Source organism: Nonomuraea sp. LP-02 (assembly GCF_036289125.1).
In the GTDB taxonomy this organism is placed as follows: Bacteria; Actinomycetota; Actinomycetes; order Streptosporangiales; family Streptosporangiaceae; genus Nonomuraea; species Nonomuraea bangladeshensis.
In genome coordinates, this window is the sequence record NZ_JAXCLK010000001.1 from 8,845,195 (window position 1) to 8,862,906 (window position 17,712).

General features: G+C 70.6%; 12 protein-coding genes. 4 read left to right on the forward strand and 8 right to left on the reverse strand.

Annotation, left to right across the window (positions count from 1 at the left end):
- Window positions 1-11 precede the first annotated feature (11 nt).
- The gene (locus SMD20_RS41190; protein WP_329591645.1) at window positions 12-1,334 is read left to right on the forward strand and encodes a serine/threonine-protein kinase; all 1,323 of its coding nucleotides are present in this window, start codon (window positions 12-14) and stop codon (window positions 1,332-1,334) included.
- A gap of 99 nt (window positions 1,335-1,433) precedes the next feature.
- Here the strand turns inward: SMD20_RS41190 and SMD20_RS41195 are convergent, their stop codons facing one another.
- Together SMD20_RS41195 and SMD20_RS41200 are read right to left on the reverse strand one after the other, a co-directional pair.
- Window positions 1,434-6,902, reverse strand: coding sequence for an ATP-binding protein (locus SMD20_RS41195; RefSeq protein ID WP_329591647.1), 5,469 nt, complete (start codon window positions 6,900-6,902; stop codon window positions 1,434-1,436).
- 171 nt (window positions 6,903-7,073) lie between these two features.
- The gene (locus SMD20_RS41200; RefSeq protein WP_329591649.1) at window positions 7,074-7,835 is read right to left on the reverse strand and encodes a group II truncated hemoglobin; all 762 of its coding nucleotides are present in this window, start codon (window positions 7,833-7,835) and stop codon (window positions 7,074-7,076) included.
- A gap of 125 nt (window positions 7,836-7,960) precedes the next feature.
- On the opposite strand from SMD20_RS41200, the gene SMD20_RS41205 reads away from it, so the two are divergent.
- Complete coding sequence (locus SMD20_RS41205; protein WP_329591650.1) at window positions 7,961-8,470, forward strand: ArsR/SmtB family transcription factor; 510 nt, start codon at window positions 7,961-7,963, stop codon at window positions 8,468-8,470.
- Between the two features lie 13 nt (window positions 8,471-8,483).
- On the opposite strand, the gene SMD20_RS41210 is transcribed toward SMD20_RS41205, so the two are convergent.
- The 3 genes from SMD20_RS41210 to SMD20_RS41220 all read right to left on the reverse strand — a co-directional run bounded on the left by SMD20_RS41210 (window position 8,484) and on the right by SMD20_RS41220 (window position 13,025).
- Window positions 8,484-9,941, reverse strand: coding sequence for a non-reducing end alpha-L-arabinofuranosidase family hydrolase (locus SMD20_RS41210; protein WP_329591651.1), 1,458 nt, complete (start codon window positions 9,939-9,941; stop codon window positions 8,484-8,486).
- Between the two features lie 222 nt (window positions 9,942-10,163).
- The gene (locus tag SMD20_RS41215; RefSeq protein ID WP_329591653.1) at window positions 10,164-11,645 is read right to left on the reverse strand and encodes an endo-1,4-beta-xylanase; all 1,482 of its coding nucleotides are present in this window, start codon (window positions 11,643-11,645) and stop codon (window positions 10,164-10,166) included.
- Window positions 11,646-12,131: 486 nt separating this feature from the next.
- Complete coding sequence (locus SMD20_RS41220) at window positions 12,132-13,025, reverse strand: hypothetical protein (RefSeq protein WP_329591655.1); 894 nt, start codon at window positions 13,023-13,025, stop codon at window positions 12,132-12,134.
- A gap of 105 nt (window positions 13,026-13,130) precedes the next feature.
- On the opposite strand from SMD20_RS41220, the gene SMD20_RS41225 reads away from it, so the two are divergent.
- A complete protein-coding gene (locus SMD20_RS41225; protein WP_329592833.1) occupies window positions 13,131-13,751 on the forward strand; it encodes a hypothetical protein in 621 nt (206 codons plus the stop codon).
- A gap of 99 nt (window positions 13,752-13,850) precedes the next feature.
- Here the strand turns inward: SMD20_RS41225 and SMD20_RS41230 are convergent, their stop codons facing one another.
- Window positions 13,851-14,846, reverse strand: a complete 996-nt coding sequence (locus tag SMD20_RS41230) for a LysR family transcriptional regulator (protein ID WP_329591657.1) — start codon at window positions 14,844-14,846, stop codon at window positions 13,851-13,853.
- Between the two features lie 240 nt (window positions 14,847-15,086).
- Between SMD20_RS41230 and SMD20_RS41235 the strand changes: the two genes are divergently transcribed.
- Window positions 15,087-16,418, forward strand: coding sequence for a M64 family metallopeptidase (locus SMD20_RS41235; protein WP_329591658.1), 1,332 nt, complete (start codon window positions 15,087-15,089; stop codon window positions 16,416-16,418).
- A 65-nt stretch (window positions 16,419-16,483) separates the two neighbouring features.
- Here SMD20_RS41235 and SMD20_RS41240 read toward each other — a convergent pair whose 3' ends face one another.
- Both SMD20_RS41240 and SMD20_RS41245 read right to left on the reverse strand, forming a co-directional pair.
- On the reverse strand, window positions 16,484-17,068 hold the full coding sequence (locus SMD20_RS41240; RefSeq protein WP_329591660.1) for a hypothetical protein: 585 nt from the start codon (window positions 17,066-17,068) through the stop codon (window positions 16,484-16,486).
- A 12-nt stretch (window positions 17,069-17,080) separates the two neighbouring features.
- On the reverse strand, window positions 17,081-17,605 hold the full coding sequence (locus SMD20_RS41245; protein WP_329591662.1) for a hypothetical protein: 525 nt from the start codon (window positions 17,603-17,605) through the stop codon (window positions 17,081-17,083).
- Window positions 17,606-17,712 lie beyond the last annotated feature (107 nt).

A 17,712-nucleotide genomic window follows, 5' to 3' on the forward strand; every position in this document is an offset into this window, starting at 1 on the left:
GGCGAGGTGACATGACATCCGCACAGCCTGGTTCGACGGTCGGCGGACGCTACCGGCTGGTCGCGGTGCTGGGATCAGGCGGGTTCGGGAGGGTCTGGCGCGCCCATGACGAGATCCTGGACGTCGACGTGGCGATCAAGGAGCTGTGCCTGGTGCCCGGGATGTCGCAGGCGGAGCAGGACAAGCGGCTGGAGCGCACCGCGAGGGAGGCCCGCAACGCCGTACGCCTGCGGGCGCACGAGAACGTCGTCGCCATCCACGACATCGTCACGGACGGCCTGCCCTGGATCGTGATGGAGCTGATCGACGGCCCGTCGCTGCACGAGCACCTCGAAACACACGGGCCGTTACCCGCGGACAGGGTGGCGCAGGTCGCCGCCGCGCTGCTGAAGGCCCTCGGCGCGGCGCACCAGAGCGGCATCGTGCACCGCGACATCAAGCCGGCCAACGTCATGCTCGCCGGCGACGGCAGGGCCCTGCTCACCGACTTCGGGATCGCGCTCCACACCACCGACACCACCCTGACCACCGCGGGGATGCTCATCGGCTCGCCCGAGTACATGGCCCCGGAACGGCTGCGCGGCGTCGACGGGCTGCCCGCCGGCGACCTGTTCTCCCTCGGCGTGACCCTCTACCAGGCCGTCGAGGGCGTCTCACCGTTCCGCCGCAACACCCAGCCGGCGGCGCTGAGCGCGGTCCTGTTCGAAGAGCCCCCGCCGCCGGTGCGAGCGGGCCGGCTCGCACCGCTCATCACCCGGCTGCTCGACAAGAACCCCGGCAACCGGCCGACCGTCGAGCAGGCGCTGGCCATGCTCGGGGAGCGGCCGCCGGTCCGGGACCGCGTACGGGACGCCACCAGGATCCTTCCATCCGAGGAGAACCCGCGGAAAGCGTGGCAGCCCAAAGCCGTCGCGGTGATGCTAGGGATCATCTTCGCGCTCGGCTTCTTCGGCCTGACCGACGAAGGCGTCGCATGGGATCACATAGAGGACAAGGTCGCGTACGCAGACCTGGGTTTCGCCGCCGTGATCGCCGTCATCGTGAGCGTCGGCCTGGTCGGTCTGCTGGGCGCGCAGGTCGTCCGCTTCGTGCCACGGGTCGCCGGCAGGACCGTCACCGTCATCGCGGGCATCGCCGGGTGTCTCATCGGGGGTGCCGCCGCCGCTCTCGCTCTGGACGGCGTGGGCGTCATCGCTTCCTGGTTCGTGGGCTCGAGGAACCCCGTCCTGGGGTGGATCTCGCCTTTCGCGCTCGCCGGCCTCACGCTCATCACGGGTGGATGGGCCTGGGAGTCGCGCAAGCTCCGGCGCTCCACGCCGGCGCAGCGAGCCTAGACCCCGCCCGGCACGTTCGGTGCCGGCGGTCGGCCGCACGCCCACCCGGCGAAGGCGGAGGTCCGCCTTCGCCGGGCCGCGGGGGCGCGGCTCGCCGGGTCAGGAGCGGGGGGCCAGCCCGCGCTCGATGGCCTCGATGATCCGGGGACGCAGCTCCGCGACGCTGACGATCTCGTCCACCGAGCCGACCTCCACGGCCCGCTGGATGCTGTGCACCCGGTCGAACTCCGCGGCGATCTCGCTCAGCTTCTCCGCCCGTACGGCCGCCTGCACCTCCACGAGCTGGGCGTTCAGCACCGCCCGCTCGGCACCGGTGAGCCCCGAGAGGCGTCCCTGCAGCTCGGTGACCCGCGCGTCGGTCGCCGTGCGGTGGTTCACCTCGCTGGAGAACACCACGGCGGCCGCCGGCGCCCCGCCCAGCACCGAGGCGAACGAGCCCTCCAGCGCGAGCACGGTCATGTTCGGGTTGAGCGCCTTGGAGAACACCACGAACGCCCCGCCGTGGTAGCGCGAGATCACGCAGAACACGATCGGGCCCTCGAAGTTGACGATCGCCCGGCCGATCTCCGCGCCGTACTCGAGCTGGAGCTTGCGCATCGACTCCGGCGAGCCGTCGAAGCCGGACAGGTTGGCCAGCACCACCAGGGGCCGGTTGCCCGACGCCGCGTTGATCGCCCGCGCGGTCTTCTTCGACGAGCGCGGGAAGAGCGTGCCCGCGGTGTAGGTGTCGGGGCCGTCGGTGGGAGGGAAGCCCCGCCGCGGCACCGCGCGGGACTCGATGCCGATCAGGCAGACCGGATGGCCGCCGATGTGCGCGTCCTGGACCGCGGCCGTCTCCGCGTCGGCCATGCCCGCCCAGCGCTCCAGCACCGGGTGGTCCTGGTCGGCCAGCGCGCGCATCACGGTGCGGATGTCGAACGGCTTCTTGCGGTCCGGGTTGTGCTCGGCCGAGAAGATCTCGCCCACCGTGGCGAAGTCGCTGCCCGCGACCGTGTGCGGGAAGGGCGAGATGTCCCGGTCGGCGGGGTCGTTGGTCACGGCCCGCCGCGGCGCGGTCTCGCCGGGCGCGACGTAGGTGTGGTCGTAGTGCGCCATCAGCACGTCGTGGGCGGCCCGCAGGTTGGGGGCCCAGTATTGTGCCTGGCCGTTCGGGCCCATGACGCGGTCGTAGCCGCCGATGCCGAAGTTGTCCTCGGCCGACACCCCGCCGGAGAAGTCCAGCGACTGCTTGCCGGTGAGCACCATCGCCGAGTCCGGGGTCATCACCAGGACGCCCTTGGTGTGCATGAGCATCGTCGCCTCGGCGTTCCAGTAGGGCTGGGCGCCGACGTTGATCCCCGCCACCACGACGTTGATCTCGCCGCCCGCCTGCGTGAACGTGACGATCCGCTTGAGCGCCGCCGCGACCCAGTCCATGTTCTCGGTGCCCGAGGTCATCGAGATCCGCGCGCCCGCCGACAGCGCGTACCACTCCAGCGGGACGCGCATCCGCTCGGCGAGGTCGAGCGCGGCGATCACCCGCGAGCACTCCGGCTCGGACAGCGCGCCCAGCGCCTTGGTCGGGTCGCCGAGCAGGACCACGCGGGTGACGCCCTCCGGGTGCCGTTCGGTCGGCGTCGAGACGACGCCCGCCACGATCGCCGCGGTGTTGCGGCCCTTCGGCCGGTCCACCGGCACGAGCGCGCCGTGCTCGTCGAGGTCGTGCTCGACGAAGCGGCCGAGCATGGCGCTCAGCTCGTACGGGTAGACGCTGCCGCGCCGGGCGGCCCGCAGCACCTTCTGGCGGTAGTCGTCGAGCGGCCGCACCGGCTCCGTCGAGGGCTTCTCGACGTACAGGGTCGCGCCGTGGCCCGCGTCGAGCGTGATGCGTACGGCGACCTCGCTCAGCTCGCCCGCGGCGTTGCGCTGGCGGGCCACGAACAGGACCTCCTCCAGCCCCGCGCCCACCGTGGTCGGCAGGATGCGCTGGACCAGCGCGTTGAGCTCGTCGTGCGAGATCTCGGTGGCCGGCCAGACGTACATCATGATGCGGTTGGTGTCGAGGCGCTTGTTCTGCGGGCGCTGCGCCTGGAAGTTGCGGATCGCGTCGAGGCCCGCGGTGAGCGCGTCCTCCACGGCCGGCAACGCGACCAGCCTGCCGTCGGCCTCGCGCAGCGGCGTCAGGTCACGGACCTGACCCATCGCGAGCAGCCGCTCGTCGGCGGGGTTGCTCTTCGCGACCGCCTTGAACAGGTAGATCTCCTCGTCGACCGACGGCAGCCGGGTGAGGTCGAACTCGCGCCACCGTTCGAGCTGGAGGCGCTGCGCGATCTGCGGGTGGATGCCACGGATCAGCCGGTCCTCGGTGAAGCCCGTCCCGTCGGGCCGGAAGGTGAAGCCGTGGTGCATGACGGCGCCGCCGGTGCCGGCCACGATGACGGTGATCCGCTGGACGCCCGCGGGCCGCGCGTGCCCGGCGACGAGCCGGTCCAGCCGTACGGCCATCGCGTCGTCGTCGGGCTGGTCCTCCCAGGTGACGTAGACGTCGACGGCCACCTCCGGCCCGTCAGCCTCGGCGGTGAGCGTGGCGGCGGCCCCGAGTGCGTCCGGCAGGGCGGTGATGTCGGCGGCGGTGGCGATCACGCGGATAGCGCCGTCCGCGCCGGCGCGGGTCGCCGTGACGAACCGGCAGCCGTCGATGTCCCGCGCGACGACCTCCGACAGCCCGCGGTTGCCGTAGTAGCGGCGGGTCAGCACCTCCAGCAGCGGCGCGTGGTCGCGCCCCGGCCGGCCGATCCGCTGGCCGAGCAGCCGGACCAGCGGCTCGGCGCTGGCCACCATCGCCTGGATCCGCTCGGCGCGGTCGGGCGCGTCCGGGTCATGGTCGATGTGGCGCAGGTGGCCGCGGACCGCCGCGTACACCTCGGCGCGGTTGCGCCGCAGCAGCGGCTGGGCGAACCAGCGGAACACCACGCCGCGGGCCAGGTCGGTCAGCGTGGGGAAGCGCACCTGCGTGGCCTCGACCAGGTGCTCAAGGGTGAGCCCGGCGGGCTCGCTCAGCGACTCCATCGGCGGCGGGCCGGCCAGCCACCGGCGCAGCAGCTCCGACACGATCGCGACGCCCGTGCTCATCCGCTGCTGCGCCAGGAAGATCCGGAACACCGCGGACTCCAGCTCCGGCGTCCGGTCGAGACTCGTGACGCCGTAGTGGGCGAGGACCTTGGCGAGCTTGACCTGGAAGCCCTCGGTGACGCCGGCGCGTTCGACGTCGAGGCTCTGCAGGTAGCTGTGGAAGAACTCGCGCGGGCTGTGCACCGCGCTGTCGGACTCGGCGCCGAGGTCGCCGCTCGGCTTGTTACGGCTCAGCTCGCACAGGTCGGCGAAGACGGTGAGCAGGTCGAGCTCGCCTTCGAGCACCTGGTCGCCCAGCTCGGCGCGGGCGGCCACGTAGTCCGACAGCACCCGCTGGTGGCCCTGCGGATCGGCGTCGAAGCCCAGCAGCAGCCCGCGCAGGTGCCGCAGGCCGCGCTCGGCCCGCTCGGCCGCGGGCGCGTCCGCCGGCTCGGCCGGCAGGTCGATCTCGGCGACGCCGGCCTCCTCCTGCGGGCTGTCGTCGGTGAGCGGCTCCAGGCGCATCAGGGCGGCGCCGGTCTCGACCTGGGTCCCCACCGGCACGGGGCACTCGCGCACCCGGGCGCGGAACGGCGCGCGCAGCACCGTCTCCATCTTCATGCTCTCCAGCACCAGGATGGGTGCGCCCGCCTCGACCTCGTCGCCCACGGCCAGCGGCGCCGCCACGACGAGCGCGGGGGCGGGGGAGCGGACGACGCCGCCCTCGTCGCGGCTGATCCGGTGCGTGACGCCGTCGACCTCGACCAGGTGGGTCGGGCCGTGGGCGGCCGACACCAGGCGGAAACGGCGGCCGTTGACCACGATCTGGCCGCTGTGCGCGTCGAACCGGTCGACCTCGACGTCCGCGTGGTGCACGTCGCCGCCGCCGGAGACGCCCACCCGGAACCGGTCGGGCCCGACCCTGGCCACGCTCACGCGGTAGCCGACGCCGCGGAGCTTGAGGTCCAGCGGACGGCCCGGGTCGTGCCGCACCTGGGGACGGCCGCCGTAGGCGGTGGACAGGAGCCGGCGGAGGCTGAGCTCCTCCTCGTCGCGGTAGGCCCGGATGGCGGCGGCGACGAGGGCGACGGCGGAGTGCCGGTGGCTGACCAGGCGGCCCTCGGCGCGTACGCGGTCGATCCAGCCGGTGTCGGCCCGGGCGGTGATGACCTCGGGCTGGTCGAGCAGGTCGAGGATGAAGCTCTTGTTGGTGGCGCCGCCCTCGATGATCACGGTGATGTCGGTCATCGCCCGGCGCAGCCGGCCCAGCGCCTGCTCGCGGTCGCGGCCGTACGCGATGATCTTCGCGATCATCGAGTCGAACGCGGCCGGGATGACGTCGCCCTCCCTGACGCCGGTGTCGACGCGGATGCCGGGCCCGGCGGGCAGCACCAGGCGCGCGACGCGCCCGGGGGACGGCGCGAAGTCGCGGTCGGGGTCCTCGGCGTTGAGCCTGGCCTCGACGGCGTGGCCGGTCTCGACCGGCGGGGGCCCCTCCAGCCTGCCGCCCGCGGCCACGTGGAGCTGCAGCCGGACCAGGTCGGTGCCGGTGGTGACCTCGGTGATGGGGTGCTCGACCTGCAGCCGGGTGTTGACCTCCAGGAACGCGAACAGCTCCTCGCCCGGGTGGTAGAGGAACTCCACGGTGCAGGCGCCGCGGTAGCCGACCGCCTTGGCCAGCCGCTCGGCCGACGCCTTGAGCTCGGCGGCCTGCTCGTCGGTCAGGACCGGGGAGGACGACTCCTCGATGACCTTCTGGTTGCGCCGCTGGACCGAGCAGTCGCGTACGCCGAGCGCCCACGCGGTGCCCTGGCCGTCGGCGACGACCTGGACCTCGACGTGCCGCGCCCCGGTGACCAGCCGCTCCAGGAACACCACGCCGGAGCCGAACGCGCGCAGCGCCTCCTGGCGGGTGCGCTCGTAGGCGTCGGCCAGCTCCTCCTCGGAGGTGATCACGCGGATGCCCCGGCCGCCGCCGCCGGCGCTCGCCTTGAGCATCAGCGGGAAGCCGATCTCCTGGCCGGCGCGCAGCGCCTGCTCCAGGGTGGCCACCTCGCCGCGGCTCCACGGCGCGACCGGGACGCCGGCCTCCTCGGCGAGCAGCTTCGCGCCGATCTTGTCGCCGAGCCGGCGCATCGCCTCGGCGCTCGGCCCGATGAAGGTCACCCCGATCTTCTCGCACAGCTCGGCGAAGGCCGGGTCCTCGGCGACGAAGCCCCAGCCGACCCAGGCCGCGTCGGCCCCGGTCTCGACGAGCGCCCGCTCCAGGACGGCGTGGTCGAGGTACGGCCGGGCCGAGGCGGGCCCGAGCAGATGGGCGAGATCGGCCTCCCGGACGAAGGTGGCGTCACGGTCGGCGTCGGTGTAGAGGGCGACCGTCTCGATCCGCGCCCCGGTCTCCGCCGAGAGGTCCCTGACCGCGTGGATGAGCCGCATCGCGGCCTCTCCGCGGTTGACGATGGCGACACGTTTGAACACCGACTGATTCTCCCCGCTGTCACGTGTGCGAGGCGACGTTCATCGCATCGCGTCGCCTCCACCCGTTCCACGGTGCTCGAATATCATCATCCGCGGCGCGATGTGGAGGCCGCCACATTGTAAAAGATCCGCCTCGTGACGGGACCCCCGAGCTGTCGTTACCGGCGGGTATCACCCCTGGTACGGCGGCGCGACGCCCCACCCCCAATGTGGCACCGGAGCCTGCTCGACGGGGGTCGCGCCGGGCTGGGAGTTGGCCAGGGCGAGCCGGGTGCCCCATTCGATGTAGCCCATGAACGCGGCCCGGAACTCCGGGTCGTCCGGCAGGCCGACCTCGTCGGCGGCGTCGACCAGCAGGTCGACCCAGCGGCGGCGCTGCTGCTCGCTGATCGCCCTGTTGCGGTGCATGCCGAGCATGTGCGGGTAGCCCCCGCGCTCGCCCGTGTAGCGCGCGGGGCCGCCGAACACCTCCGCCAGCCACATGGCGACGAAGCGGGGGTGGTCCGAATCCATGTGGGCGAACAGCGGCCCGACGACGTCGTCGGCCTTGACCAGCTCGTAGAAGCGCTCGGTGAGCCGTTCGAGCGCCTCGGTGCCGCCGGCCCACTCGTGCAGGGAGGGGACGGAGCCGCCGAGGCCGCGCACCGGGGTCCGCGCGTAGTGGCGCATCTCCTCGATCTGCTCCACGTAGGGGCGGATCTCCTTGAAGAAGGCGGGGAAGTGCTCGCCCGCCCTGAACCCCTTCAGGTGGTCCTCGGCCGAGGTCCAGGTGATGCGCAGGATGTAGCAGGCGGGCTCGTCCACGCAGCGGCTGAGCTCGTAGTCCACGCACTGCGGCGCTTCGGCGAGCGACCGGGCCGCCCTGCCGTAGGCGGCCTCGAACTCCGCCGAAGCCTCGACAGGTATGCGATAACGGATGTACTCCACGATCACGATGATTCCTCTCCGGAAGGTGTAATCATGTAAGCACAGCCGCTCCCCAGCGGCGACTGGAGGCACCCCGGTCAGGCGGGTCGGCGGCCTTCCCCAAGGGTTGTTGGAGAACCTATGATCCGACCGTGTCCTCGGAAAATGAGCTCGTGCCGCTGCGCGCCCTGGCCAACCCGCTGCGCATGCGCATCGTGTCGCTGCTCACCGGCGCGGCGATGTCGGCCACCGAGGTCGCGGACGAGCTCGGGATCGCGCACGGCTCGGCCAGCTACCACCTGCGCCGGCTCGCCGAGGCGGGTTTCCTCCAGCAGGTCGACGAACCGGCGCCGGCGGGCAAGGGCCGGCCGCGGGTGCTCTACCGCTACGACCCGTCCAGCGCCGAGCGCATCGACCGGTCCGACGGCCGGCAGCTCCTCCATCAGGCGATGAGCGCCGACCTGGCCAGGCGGCTGACCGAGACCGAGCGCCAGCGCCTGTCCATGGACGCCGAGGTGTGGCTGCCGAGGCCCGTGTGGGAGGAGATCGTCGGCCTGGTCGGCCAGGCCGTCGCGCTCCTGCATGACAAGGCAGGAGCGCCGCACGCCGGCGTCAAGGTCAGCATGACGGCGCTCCTGCTCGAACTGCGTGACGAACGATGAGGCGTGACCGAGGTCAGCGCTGCAGGGTCAGCAGGCCCGGCCGGTAGGGCAGGAGGCCGTAGTCGCCGCCCGAGCTGGGGCTGCGTCCCTGGTAGAGCAGTTGCAGGTTGCAGGGGTCGACGGTCATGGTCTGGTCGGCCGAGGTGCGGATCAGCTCACCGTGGCTGATGTCGTTGGTCCAGGTGGCGCCGCTGTTGACCTTGCCGGCGAACGGGTTGCTCTCGGTGGCGGCCTGGGGGGTCCAGGTGCCGTTCAGGCTGGTGGCGGTGAAGGAGCGGAAGTAGCGGCCCTGCGCGCCGATCGCCTCGACGAGCATGAGGTACTTGTTCTGGCCCTGGAGCTTGTAGACCTGGACGGCTTCGAACAGGTTGTTGGTCGTGTCGCTCATGATGACGGTCGAGGTGGTGCCGAAGCTGCCGGGGAAGTTCCCGAGAGGCATGCTCGCCCGGTAGATCTTGCCGTTGTCGCCGGCGAAGAACAGGTACATGTTCGTGCCGTCACCGATGAGCGTCTGGTCGATCGGGCCGGTGCCGGAGCCGGAGATGCTTCCGGAGAAGAGCACCTGCTGCGCGCCCCAGCCGTTGGGGTTGGTGGGGTCGCTGGAGGTCCGGTAGGAGAAGGCGGTGCCGCCCCACTGGTAAGCGAGCACCCAGATGTTCTTCGGGGCGAAGTAGAAGAGCGTGGGCGCGACGGTCGAGTTGGTCATGGTGTTCTGGCTCGCCGAGGCCATCTCGGACCAGTTGGTGAAGGGGCTGAAGTTCATCGAGCCCCACCGCGTGCCCGTGTCGTGCGTGGTGGCGTAGACGAGGTGCTTGCCGTTGTAGGGGGCGACGGTGAAGTCCTTGAGCGAGACCCAGCCCGACTTCGGGGTGGCCAGCGGGCCGGTGGAGCTCCAGCGGTAGGTCGAGGGGAGGTCGCACGGGCCGGGGTTCTGGGTGCCGCCGTCCACCTTCACGAACTGCCATTGCTGGTTGGTGCCGCCCCAGTCGTCGTACTGGACGATGTTGGCGCCGTCGGCGGTGGAGGCGCCCTGTACTTCGAGTGCCTTGTTGCTGTGGCGTGAGATGAGCCTGACGTAGCCGTCGGGGCTGTCGGCGAGGCGCCATTGCTGGTTGTTGCCGTTGGTGTCGGTCCATTGGACGATGGCGCCGCCGTTGGCGGTGGAGAAGTTGTAGACGTCGAGGACCTTGCCGGAGTGGCGGGACTTGACGCGGTAGTAGCCGCCGCCGGAGTCGACGAATTGCCATTGTTGCTGGTTCTGGTTGTTGCGGGTCCATTGGGTGATGCGGCCGCCGTCGGCGGTGGACAGGTTGTAGACGTCGAGGGCCTTGCCGCTGTTGCGGTTGACCAGGACGTACCAGGCGTTGGTGTCGACGGTGGCGGCGTTGGCGGGCTGGGTCTGCAGGGCGATCAGCAGGCTGGCCAGTAAGGCGGTCACCGTCGCCAGGATGGACAGAGATCTGCGCTTCATCGGGGCTCCATTGTTAGCGCTAACAAGAATCGGTGCGGAGCGTTGTCGCGGAGTACATCCGACGGGTGGCCCGGCGTCAACGAGAGGGGTCTCCCGCCGAGCCGGGCCGTGCCGTCACACTGCCTTCCCTCCTGGGGTTTCGTCTCTGGGACGATCGCGCCGCACCCCTCGCCTCGCTGAAAGTTTCAGATGGCGGTTGGGTAACTTGCGGTTACCTGGAGGTTAAGTTGCTGGGGTGTAGGTCCACTTCTGGTTGCTGCCGCCCCAGCAGGAGTAGAGCTGCAGCCCCGTGCCGTTGCCGGTGCCGGCGCCGACCGCGTCGAGGCACAGCCCGGACTGGACGCCGGTGATGGTGCCGTCGGAGTTGACGCGCCACTTCTGGTTGTCGCCGCCCCAGCAGGAGTAGATCTGGATCTTGGCGCCGTTGCCTGTGCCCCCGGCGTCCAGGCACTTGTTGCCGTACACCCTCAGTTCCCCTGCCGAGGTCTGCGTCCACTGCTGGTTGGTCTGGCCGTTGCAGTCCCAGAGCTGGACCCCGGTGCCGTCGGCGGTGCCGGCGTTGGGCACGTCCACGCAGCGGCCGGAGGCCGTCCCCTTGATCTGGCCCGCGTTGCCGCCGCCGGGGTCCTGCGTCGGGGTGGTGGTCGGGGTGCTGGTGGCGCCGCCGTTGAGCGCGTTCAGCACGGAGGTGTAGGCGGCCTTCTTGTTGCCGTTGCCGTCGAAGAGCAGCGCGGAGGCGCCGGAGCCGAGCCAGGAGTCGGTGTCACGCACCCCCCAGACCGTGATGCCGGCGCACCGCGGCACCGCCAGGCAGTCGTTGACGACGTTGGCGTACGTGGTGGCCGAGCCGCCCTGGATGTCCAGCTCGGTGATCTGCACGTCCACGCCCAGCGCGGCGAAGCTCTGGATGGTCGTGCGGTAGTTGCTGTTGTAGGGGCTGTTGCCGTTGAAGTGCGACTGCAGGCCGACGCAGTCGATCGGTACGCCGCGCGACTTGAAGTCGCGGACCATGTTGTAGACGCCCTGCGTCTTGGCCCAGCTCCAGTTGTCGATGTTGTAGTCGTTGTAACACAGCTTGGCGGCGGGGTCGGCGGCGCGCGCGGTGCGGAAGGCGACCTCGATCCAGTCGTTCCCGGTGCGCTGGAGGTTGGAGTCGCGCCGGCCGCCGGAGTTGCCGTCGGCGAAGGCCTCGTTGACCACGTCCCAGGCGTAGATCTTGCCCTTGTAGTGGCCCACGACGCCGTTGATGTGGTCGATCATCGCCTGGCGCAGCGAGCTGCCCGACAGCGACTGCATCCAGCCCGGCTGCTGGTTGTGCCAGGCCAGGGTGTGCCCGCGCACCCGCTTGCCGTTCTGCACGGCCCAGTTGTAGACCCGGTCCCCGTTCGTGAAGTTGAACTGCCCCCGGTTGGGCTCGGTGGCGTCGATCTTCATCTCGTTCTCGGCCGTCACCATGTTGAACTCGCGATTGGCGATCGTCGTGTAGGCCGAGTCGCCGAGCTTGCCGGCGGCGATGGCGGTGCCGAAGTAACGGCCGCTCTGGGCGGCCGCCGCGCCCAGCGTGCTCGCCGCGGCGTCGGCGGGGATCGCCGTCGCGAACGCCGCGACCAGGCCGAGCGCGCCGAGCGCCCCGGCGATCAGTGCCCGGCGGCGCCCGCCGGGCGGGCGGTGTTCGGCAGGTGGGGACATGGCGTTGACGCGCATGACTGAGCCTCCATAAGCGAATTGGAGAGAGAACGTGCGGGACGCGCCCGCGTGATCGACGCCGCGCCACGGGGGCGTCGTGACGGCGGTCCCTGCCGTGCGCCACCGATGCGGCAGGGAGATCGCCTCGGGGACTCAGTGTGAGGAGACTCGCCGAAACTTGTCAAGAATGCAGTGAAACTTTTCGTAACACGGCTGAGAAGATCGGGCCTGTGTGCTGCACGTACGCTCGATCAGATGGTGACGAAAGTTTCGGCTCCCTGGGGCGGCCGGATGAAAGTTTCATGCCGTCGCCGGCGCCGATCGTTGCCGAAAACGGCAGGTGGGCGCGGCCGGCCCCGGTCTCCTTCGCTTCGTTGCCGGTTCCGATGTGGTTGACAGGACCTTTCCTGCTCGGATTTGCTCCGTGACGCCGCCACCCCCCATCGGCCGCCGAGGAGGAGCTCGACGAGAAAGCTTCCTGTTAGCGTTAACAGCCGCGGATCATCACCTGGGCTCGGGGCCCAGGCAGTTGCCGGTCTCGTGCACCTGATCCGTCGGCGGGGGCTCGATGGACACGGCGCTTCCCCAGTCGGTGAAGTCGATCTCGGTCACGGTGGTCCTGGGCACGCCCTCCACGGCCTCCGGGCCGGTCGTGACGAGCCGGACCCGGCGGGGCAGCCCGTCCGGCCCGGCCCACAACCGCCACGAGACCTCCGTCTGGCGGACCCGCTCCCGCAGCTGCGCCGCCATGACCGGATCGTCACCCGGGGCCTGGACGGCGAACTCGGCCTGCGAGGCGCTCCCGGCGTGTACGACGGTGTCGACCGCGTCGATGACCTCACCGGAGGAAGGAGCGGGGGCGGCCAGCTTCCGCAGCACCTGGGGCGACAGGATCGTCCGCATGTCGAGGCTTCCGGCGAGCCGCTCCGCCATCCCGCAGCCGGGGTTGCCGTGGTGCAGCCAGGTCTTGCCGGCGGGCACGTCCCTCCGGTCGGCCCGCTGCTCGTAGGTGCCGGAGTCGCCGATCGAGATCGCCCTGGTCGTCATGGAGGACAGATCGTCCGGGATGACGCTCTTCAGGTCTTCGGGGATGTTGGTCCGGTAGTAGGTCGTGGTCAGATCGGAGGCGGTCGTACCCAGCCGCAGGACTCCGGTCGTCCGGCTCTCGTTGTATTCGCCGATGTCGACCGGCACGATGTCGTCGCCGTCCGCCGGAGGGGTGGGCATCGCCTCGCCGTAGTCCAGTCGGACGATCTTGGTGACCTTCACCCCGGCCGAGTCCTCCGCATGCCGGGCCACCGCCTCGGCGGGCGTCGACGCCGCCGGCGCGCTCTGTCCGCCGCACCCGGTCGTCAGAGTGATCAGGAGCACGGCCGGCACGAGCCTCGGTAAGTGCATCCGATGATCATAGGGCAGGGAAGAAACCGCGGCGCGGCCCCGAACCACTGCTCCGCTCGTGGCGTCGAACGAGACCATGGCAGCAAAAGGTGTCGGGGCGTGCACATGGTGATCCGCAAGCGCGCTCCGCGTGTCGACGTGGGCCGCTTGCCCGGCGACGTCGTGGCGCTCATCGACGCACTCGAACCCGGCGAGAACCTGATCCTCACGCGGGACGGCGCGTCGATCGCGACGATCTCCAGCACGATCGACGTCGTGCGGGGCGCCGTCGTCGAGCGCGCGGAGCCGGACGAGGCCGACGAACAGCCGCCGATCGACTACGAGAGCGTGACGGTCGTGGCCACCGCCATGGAGCTGTCGGCCGCCGCCAGGGTCGCGCTGTCCACCCAGCTCGGGGCGGACTACGTGGTGCTCGACATGCACGCCGCGCCCGCGACGGCCGACGTGCTGCTGGTGCCCGCGGGCAGCCCGCAGCTCATCGCGGGGCTCCGGTCGATGTTCCCGGAGGCCCGGGTGGTCGTCACCGAGATCGAGGACGACGAGCTCGGCGTTCAGTACCACGGGCCGGTCCGGCGGCTGCTCGACGCGGGCGCCGACGCGTACCTGCCTCCGGCGAGCCTTCGCGTCCTGGCCAGGCAGCTCGACCACACCCTGAGCCAGGGGCGCGAGCTCGCCGGCGGGGCCACGGAACCCCTGCAGATCGAGTCGGCGCCGGCCGGCGACTGACCTTCCTGGCGGCGTCCGTGAGCAGAAGTCCTGAGCACTCCGCGCTGCTCCGGCTGCGCTGCCTGCTCGGCGCCGCGCGGAGGGCCGGTGCGGGCTTCGTCACGACTCCGTGCGCCCGGTGCGCCCCGCGACCGGCGCGACATCGGCAGGCGGGCCGGAGCGCGCGCGGGAGCTGTGCCAGAGGCTGTAGGTGGGATGCGCGGCCAGCGCCTCCTGGTGCGCCTGTGCGGCGAAGGCCGCCAGTTCGTCCGCCCGGTGGGCGAGGGCGCCGTCGCGGTGCCAGGCGATCAGATGTCTCATCCACAACGGGGCGCCGGCGATCGGGCGTACGACGATGCCGTCCCCGGGTGGGAAGGTGGCCTGGCACGGCGAGAGGGCGTGACCCTGGGTGATGAGAAGGCGGATCATCGGCGCCTCGGTCATGATGTGCTGCACCCTCGGCGTGAACCCCTCGTCCTGGCAGGCCGTGCGGAAACATTCGGGCCAGCCGGCGCCGTCGGAGGGCGACAGCACCCAGTCCTCCTCGGCCGTCCGGGCGAGCGGCACCTCCCGCAGGGACGCGAGCGCGTGCGCGGCGGGCATCGCGACGAAGACCGGCTCCGTGGCGACGGGACGCATCTCCACGGAGGCGGGTACGGGCAGCTCGTGCCCCGGATAGTCGACGAGGACGGCGGCGTCGAGCCGCCGTGAGGCGAGCAGGTCCATGAGCAGGCGCGGCGAGTGCTCGGTGTGGACGGTGATCGGCGCGCCGGGCAGCTCGAACAGTCTGCGCAGCAGGCCGCCGAGAACGGGGTTGGCGTAGCCGCCGATCCGGGCGGCCCGTGGCCGGCCGGATCTCGTCGGGGCGCCGACCATCAGCTCGTCCACGGTCTGCAGGGCCGACCTCGCCCTGACGAGCACGAACTGACCGAAGGGGGTGGGTGTCATGCCGAGCCGGCCGCGCCGGTAGACCTGGCCGCCGAGCGCGGCCTCGATCCGTTGCAACTGGGCGGTCAGCGCGGGCTGCGAGACGCCCAGCGCCGCGGCGGCCTTGCTGAGGCTGCCGGCGTCGGCGATCTCGCACAAGGTGCGCAGATGCCGCAGCTCCAGTCGCATGCGCTCAGACTAGTAGGCATAACGCCGAAGTGATAGGTCGCTACGCCGACTGCGGCTCTCCGCCGCCTCGCGGCCATCCCAACTGCCGATAACTCCCGCGTTATGCCTGGGTCTGACCTGCAGTGGGACGTTGCACCCCTCGCCCCTGGCCTGGCTCGACATCGCACCGCGACCTTCTCGTTACTCATCGACCCTGACAATTTGCGCGATATCTGGACTATTGGAGAGAAAATGCGCAAATTGAGCTTAGCTCTGGGAGGGGTGCTTCTCCTGGCGGCGAGCCTCGCGGCCGCGCCCGCCCAGGCCGCGCCCGCACAGTCGAGCCCCGGCGAGCGGAAGGTCGAGATCTTCGGCGAGGACGCTCCGCAGGGCTTCACCGAGGTGCCCGCGGAGATCGGCACGCCGGGCAAGAACCGCGCGGCCGCGCCGTCGGCGACCGTGACGCCCATCGAGGTGAACGGCCCCAGCGACAAGCGCATCGACCTGGTCTATCTCGGGGACGGCTACACCGAGGCCGAGCAGGACCGCTACGCCGCCCAGGTGGCGACGAGCTGGAACCTCCTGGCCGCGCGTGAGCCCTTCAAGAGCTACCGCAAGCTGTTCAACGTCTGGCAGGTCAACGTCGTCTCCGCCGAGTCCGGCTCGGACAACGACCCGGCCGAGGGCGTCGTCAAGGACACGGCGCTCAACAGCACGTACTTCTGCGAGGGGCTGGCCCGCCTGATCTGCCTGGACATCCCCACCGCCGAGTCCTACGCCGCGCTGGCGCCCGCCTTCGACCAGATCGCCGTGGTGATCAACAGTGACACCTATGGCGGCGCCGGCTACATCGAGGAGGACCTGGTCACCTTCTCCGGCGGGCACGTCTCCGGACCCGAGATCCTGCCGCACGAGCTCGGCCACTCCCTCGGCGACCTGGCCGACGAGTACCCGTACTGGGCCTATCCCGGCGACGGCAGCGTCTACCCCGGCGAGGAGCCGGCCGAGGTGAACGTCTCCGTCCACGACGCGGCCCAGCAGACGGCGACGCGGACCAAGTGGTGGCGCTGGCTGGGGGCCGAGACGCCTGACGGCGGCGCCATCGGGACCTTCGAAGGGGCGAACTACTACGAACGCGGCATCTACCGGCCCAGCGACAACTCCCTGATGCGCACCCTGCGCAAGCCGTTCAACTCCGTCGGCCAGGAGGAGATGACCCGGAAGTTCTACGAGAGCACCGGCCTGATCGACAGCGTGACACCGCCGAGCGGGGCCCCGGTCGCCGCGCCCGCCAGGCTGACCGTCACCCACGTCGGCATCCCGACGGTCTCCACCCGCTGGTACGTCAACGGCCACGAGATCACCGAGTGGGCCGGCGCCACCTCGGTCGACGTCCTGGCCAAGAAGCCCAAGGGCCACGGCGAGGAGGCCCCGTGGTGCGGACGCAAGGACCTGCGTGACAAGCGCGGGTGCACCTACACGGTCACGGTGACCGACTCCACCGCCTTCGTCCGCGACCCCGCCTACCGGGAAGGCGCCCTCACGTCCTCGATCACGTGGCGCGTCAGCGACAAACACGGACACGGCGCCTGACCGTCAGGTGAGGGTCGGCGCCGGGATCGGCAAGCGGCCCTCCACCGCTTGCCGATCCGCGCGGGTCAGGACATCGTCTCCAGCTGGTTGCGCGTCAGCTTGATGGGGTTCTCCGGCAGCGGAGCCGGGTTGTTGGCGGTGTCCAGCGGATACTTGGCCTGGACGGGGTTGAGCAGCGCCGCGGGAGAGTCGGGGTAGGTCTCCAGGAACAGGACGTACCCGCTGCCCTCGTCCAGCGCCGTGGTGTGCTCCTCCTCGTACGTCACGCCGTCGAAGACGCCGCCGAGTTCCTTGACCTCGACCTTCTGCCCCACCTGGGCCTCGCCCTTGTACACCTTCAGCACCTCGGCGGTGTACACGGTGATGACCATCGGCGGGGCGTCGGGCTGTGCGGCGGCCACCGCGGCGGGGGCTCCCGCCATGGGGTTCAGCCGCGGATCCGTCTCCGCGGGGTCGGGCTCGGACACTTCCTGCAGGTAGCGCGGCTCGCCGACGATGCGGGCCTCGACGACCAGGTTCGCCCGGTCGAAGAGCGCGTCGGCGTTCTCGTACTGCGGATAGTCGGCCCGGTAGAGAACGGGCTCCTCGTGGGCGGCGCACGCGGTGACGAACAACGCGGTCAGGACGAGTGCGCCAAGACGCCGTAGCACCCTGCGGCCTCCTTAGTAGTAGGCGTTGACGTCGGCGACATCGTGCGACGAGGGTTTCGTCATCGAGTTGCGGTTGCGGCTCGTGTTCATGATGGACGTGAGCGAGTTGTGCGCGAGATTCAGCGCGTGCCCGAACTCGTGGACCAGCGTGCTGGTGACGAAATTGGAGAAGTTCGAGGCGTCCCGGTTTATGGTGCGCGAGTTCAGCTTGATGTACATGCACATCCCGCCGCACCGCTGATAGGTGCCGTACCAGGTGTTGCTGTAGGACTTCACCGTGATGGTCGAGCCCGAATTCGAGTTCTTGTAGAAATTGGCGGGGCTCGACGTCGCGTTCCAGTTGGCGAGCGCCTTGTTCATCGGCGTCTGCCACGTGCTGTTGTAGCTGTACGGGCGCATGTGGATGCTGGCGATGTCCTGGCCGGTGCCGTTCCAGTGGGCGAACGCCGGGTCGGCGCTGGTCGCCGTCAGCAGGATGACGGCGGCCGCCGCGGCCGATCCCCGTCGAAGGGCACGCCCTAACACTCCCGAAGGCATTTCGAGATGTCACTCCCTGCGTATTTGAGAAGCTGGCGGAAAATGCAGGAACCCGGGCCGGCGAAGGGAGAGGGGAAAATATGGCCCGGGGGTCGGGAGGGTTTTTG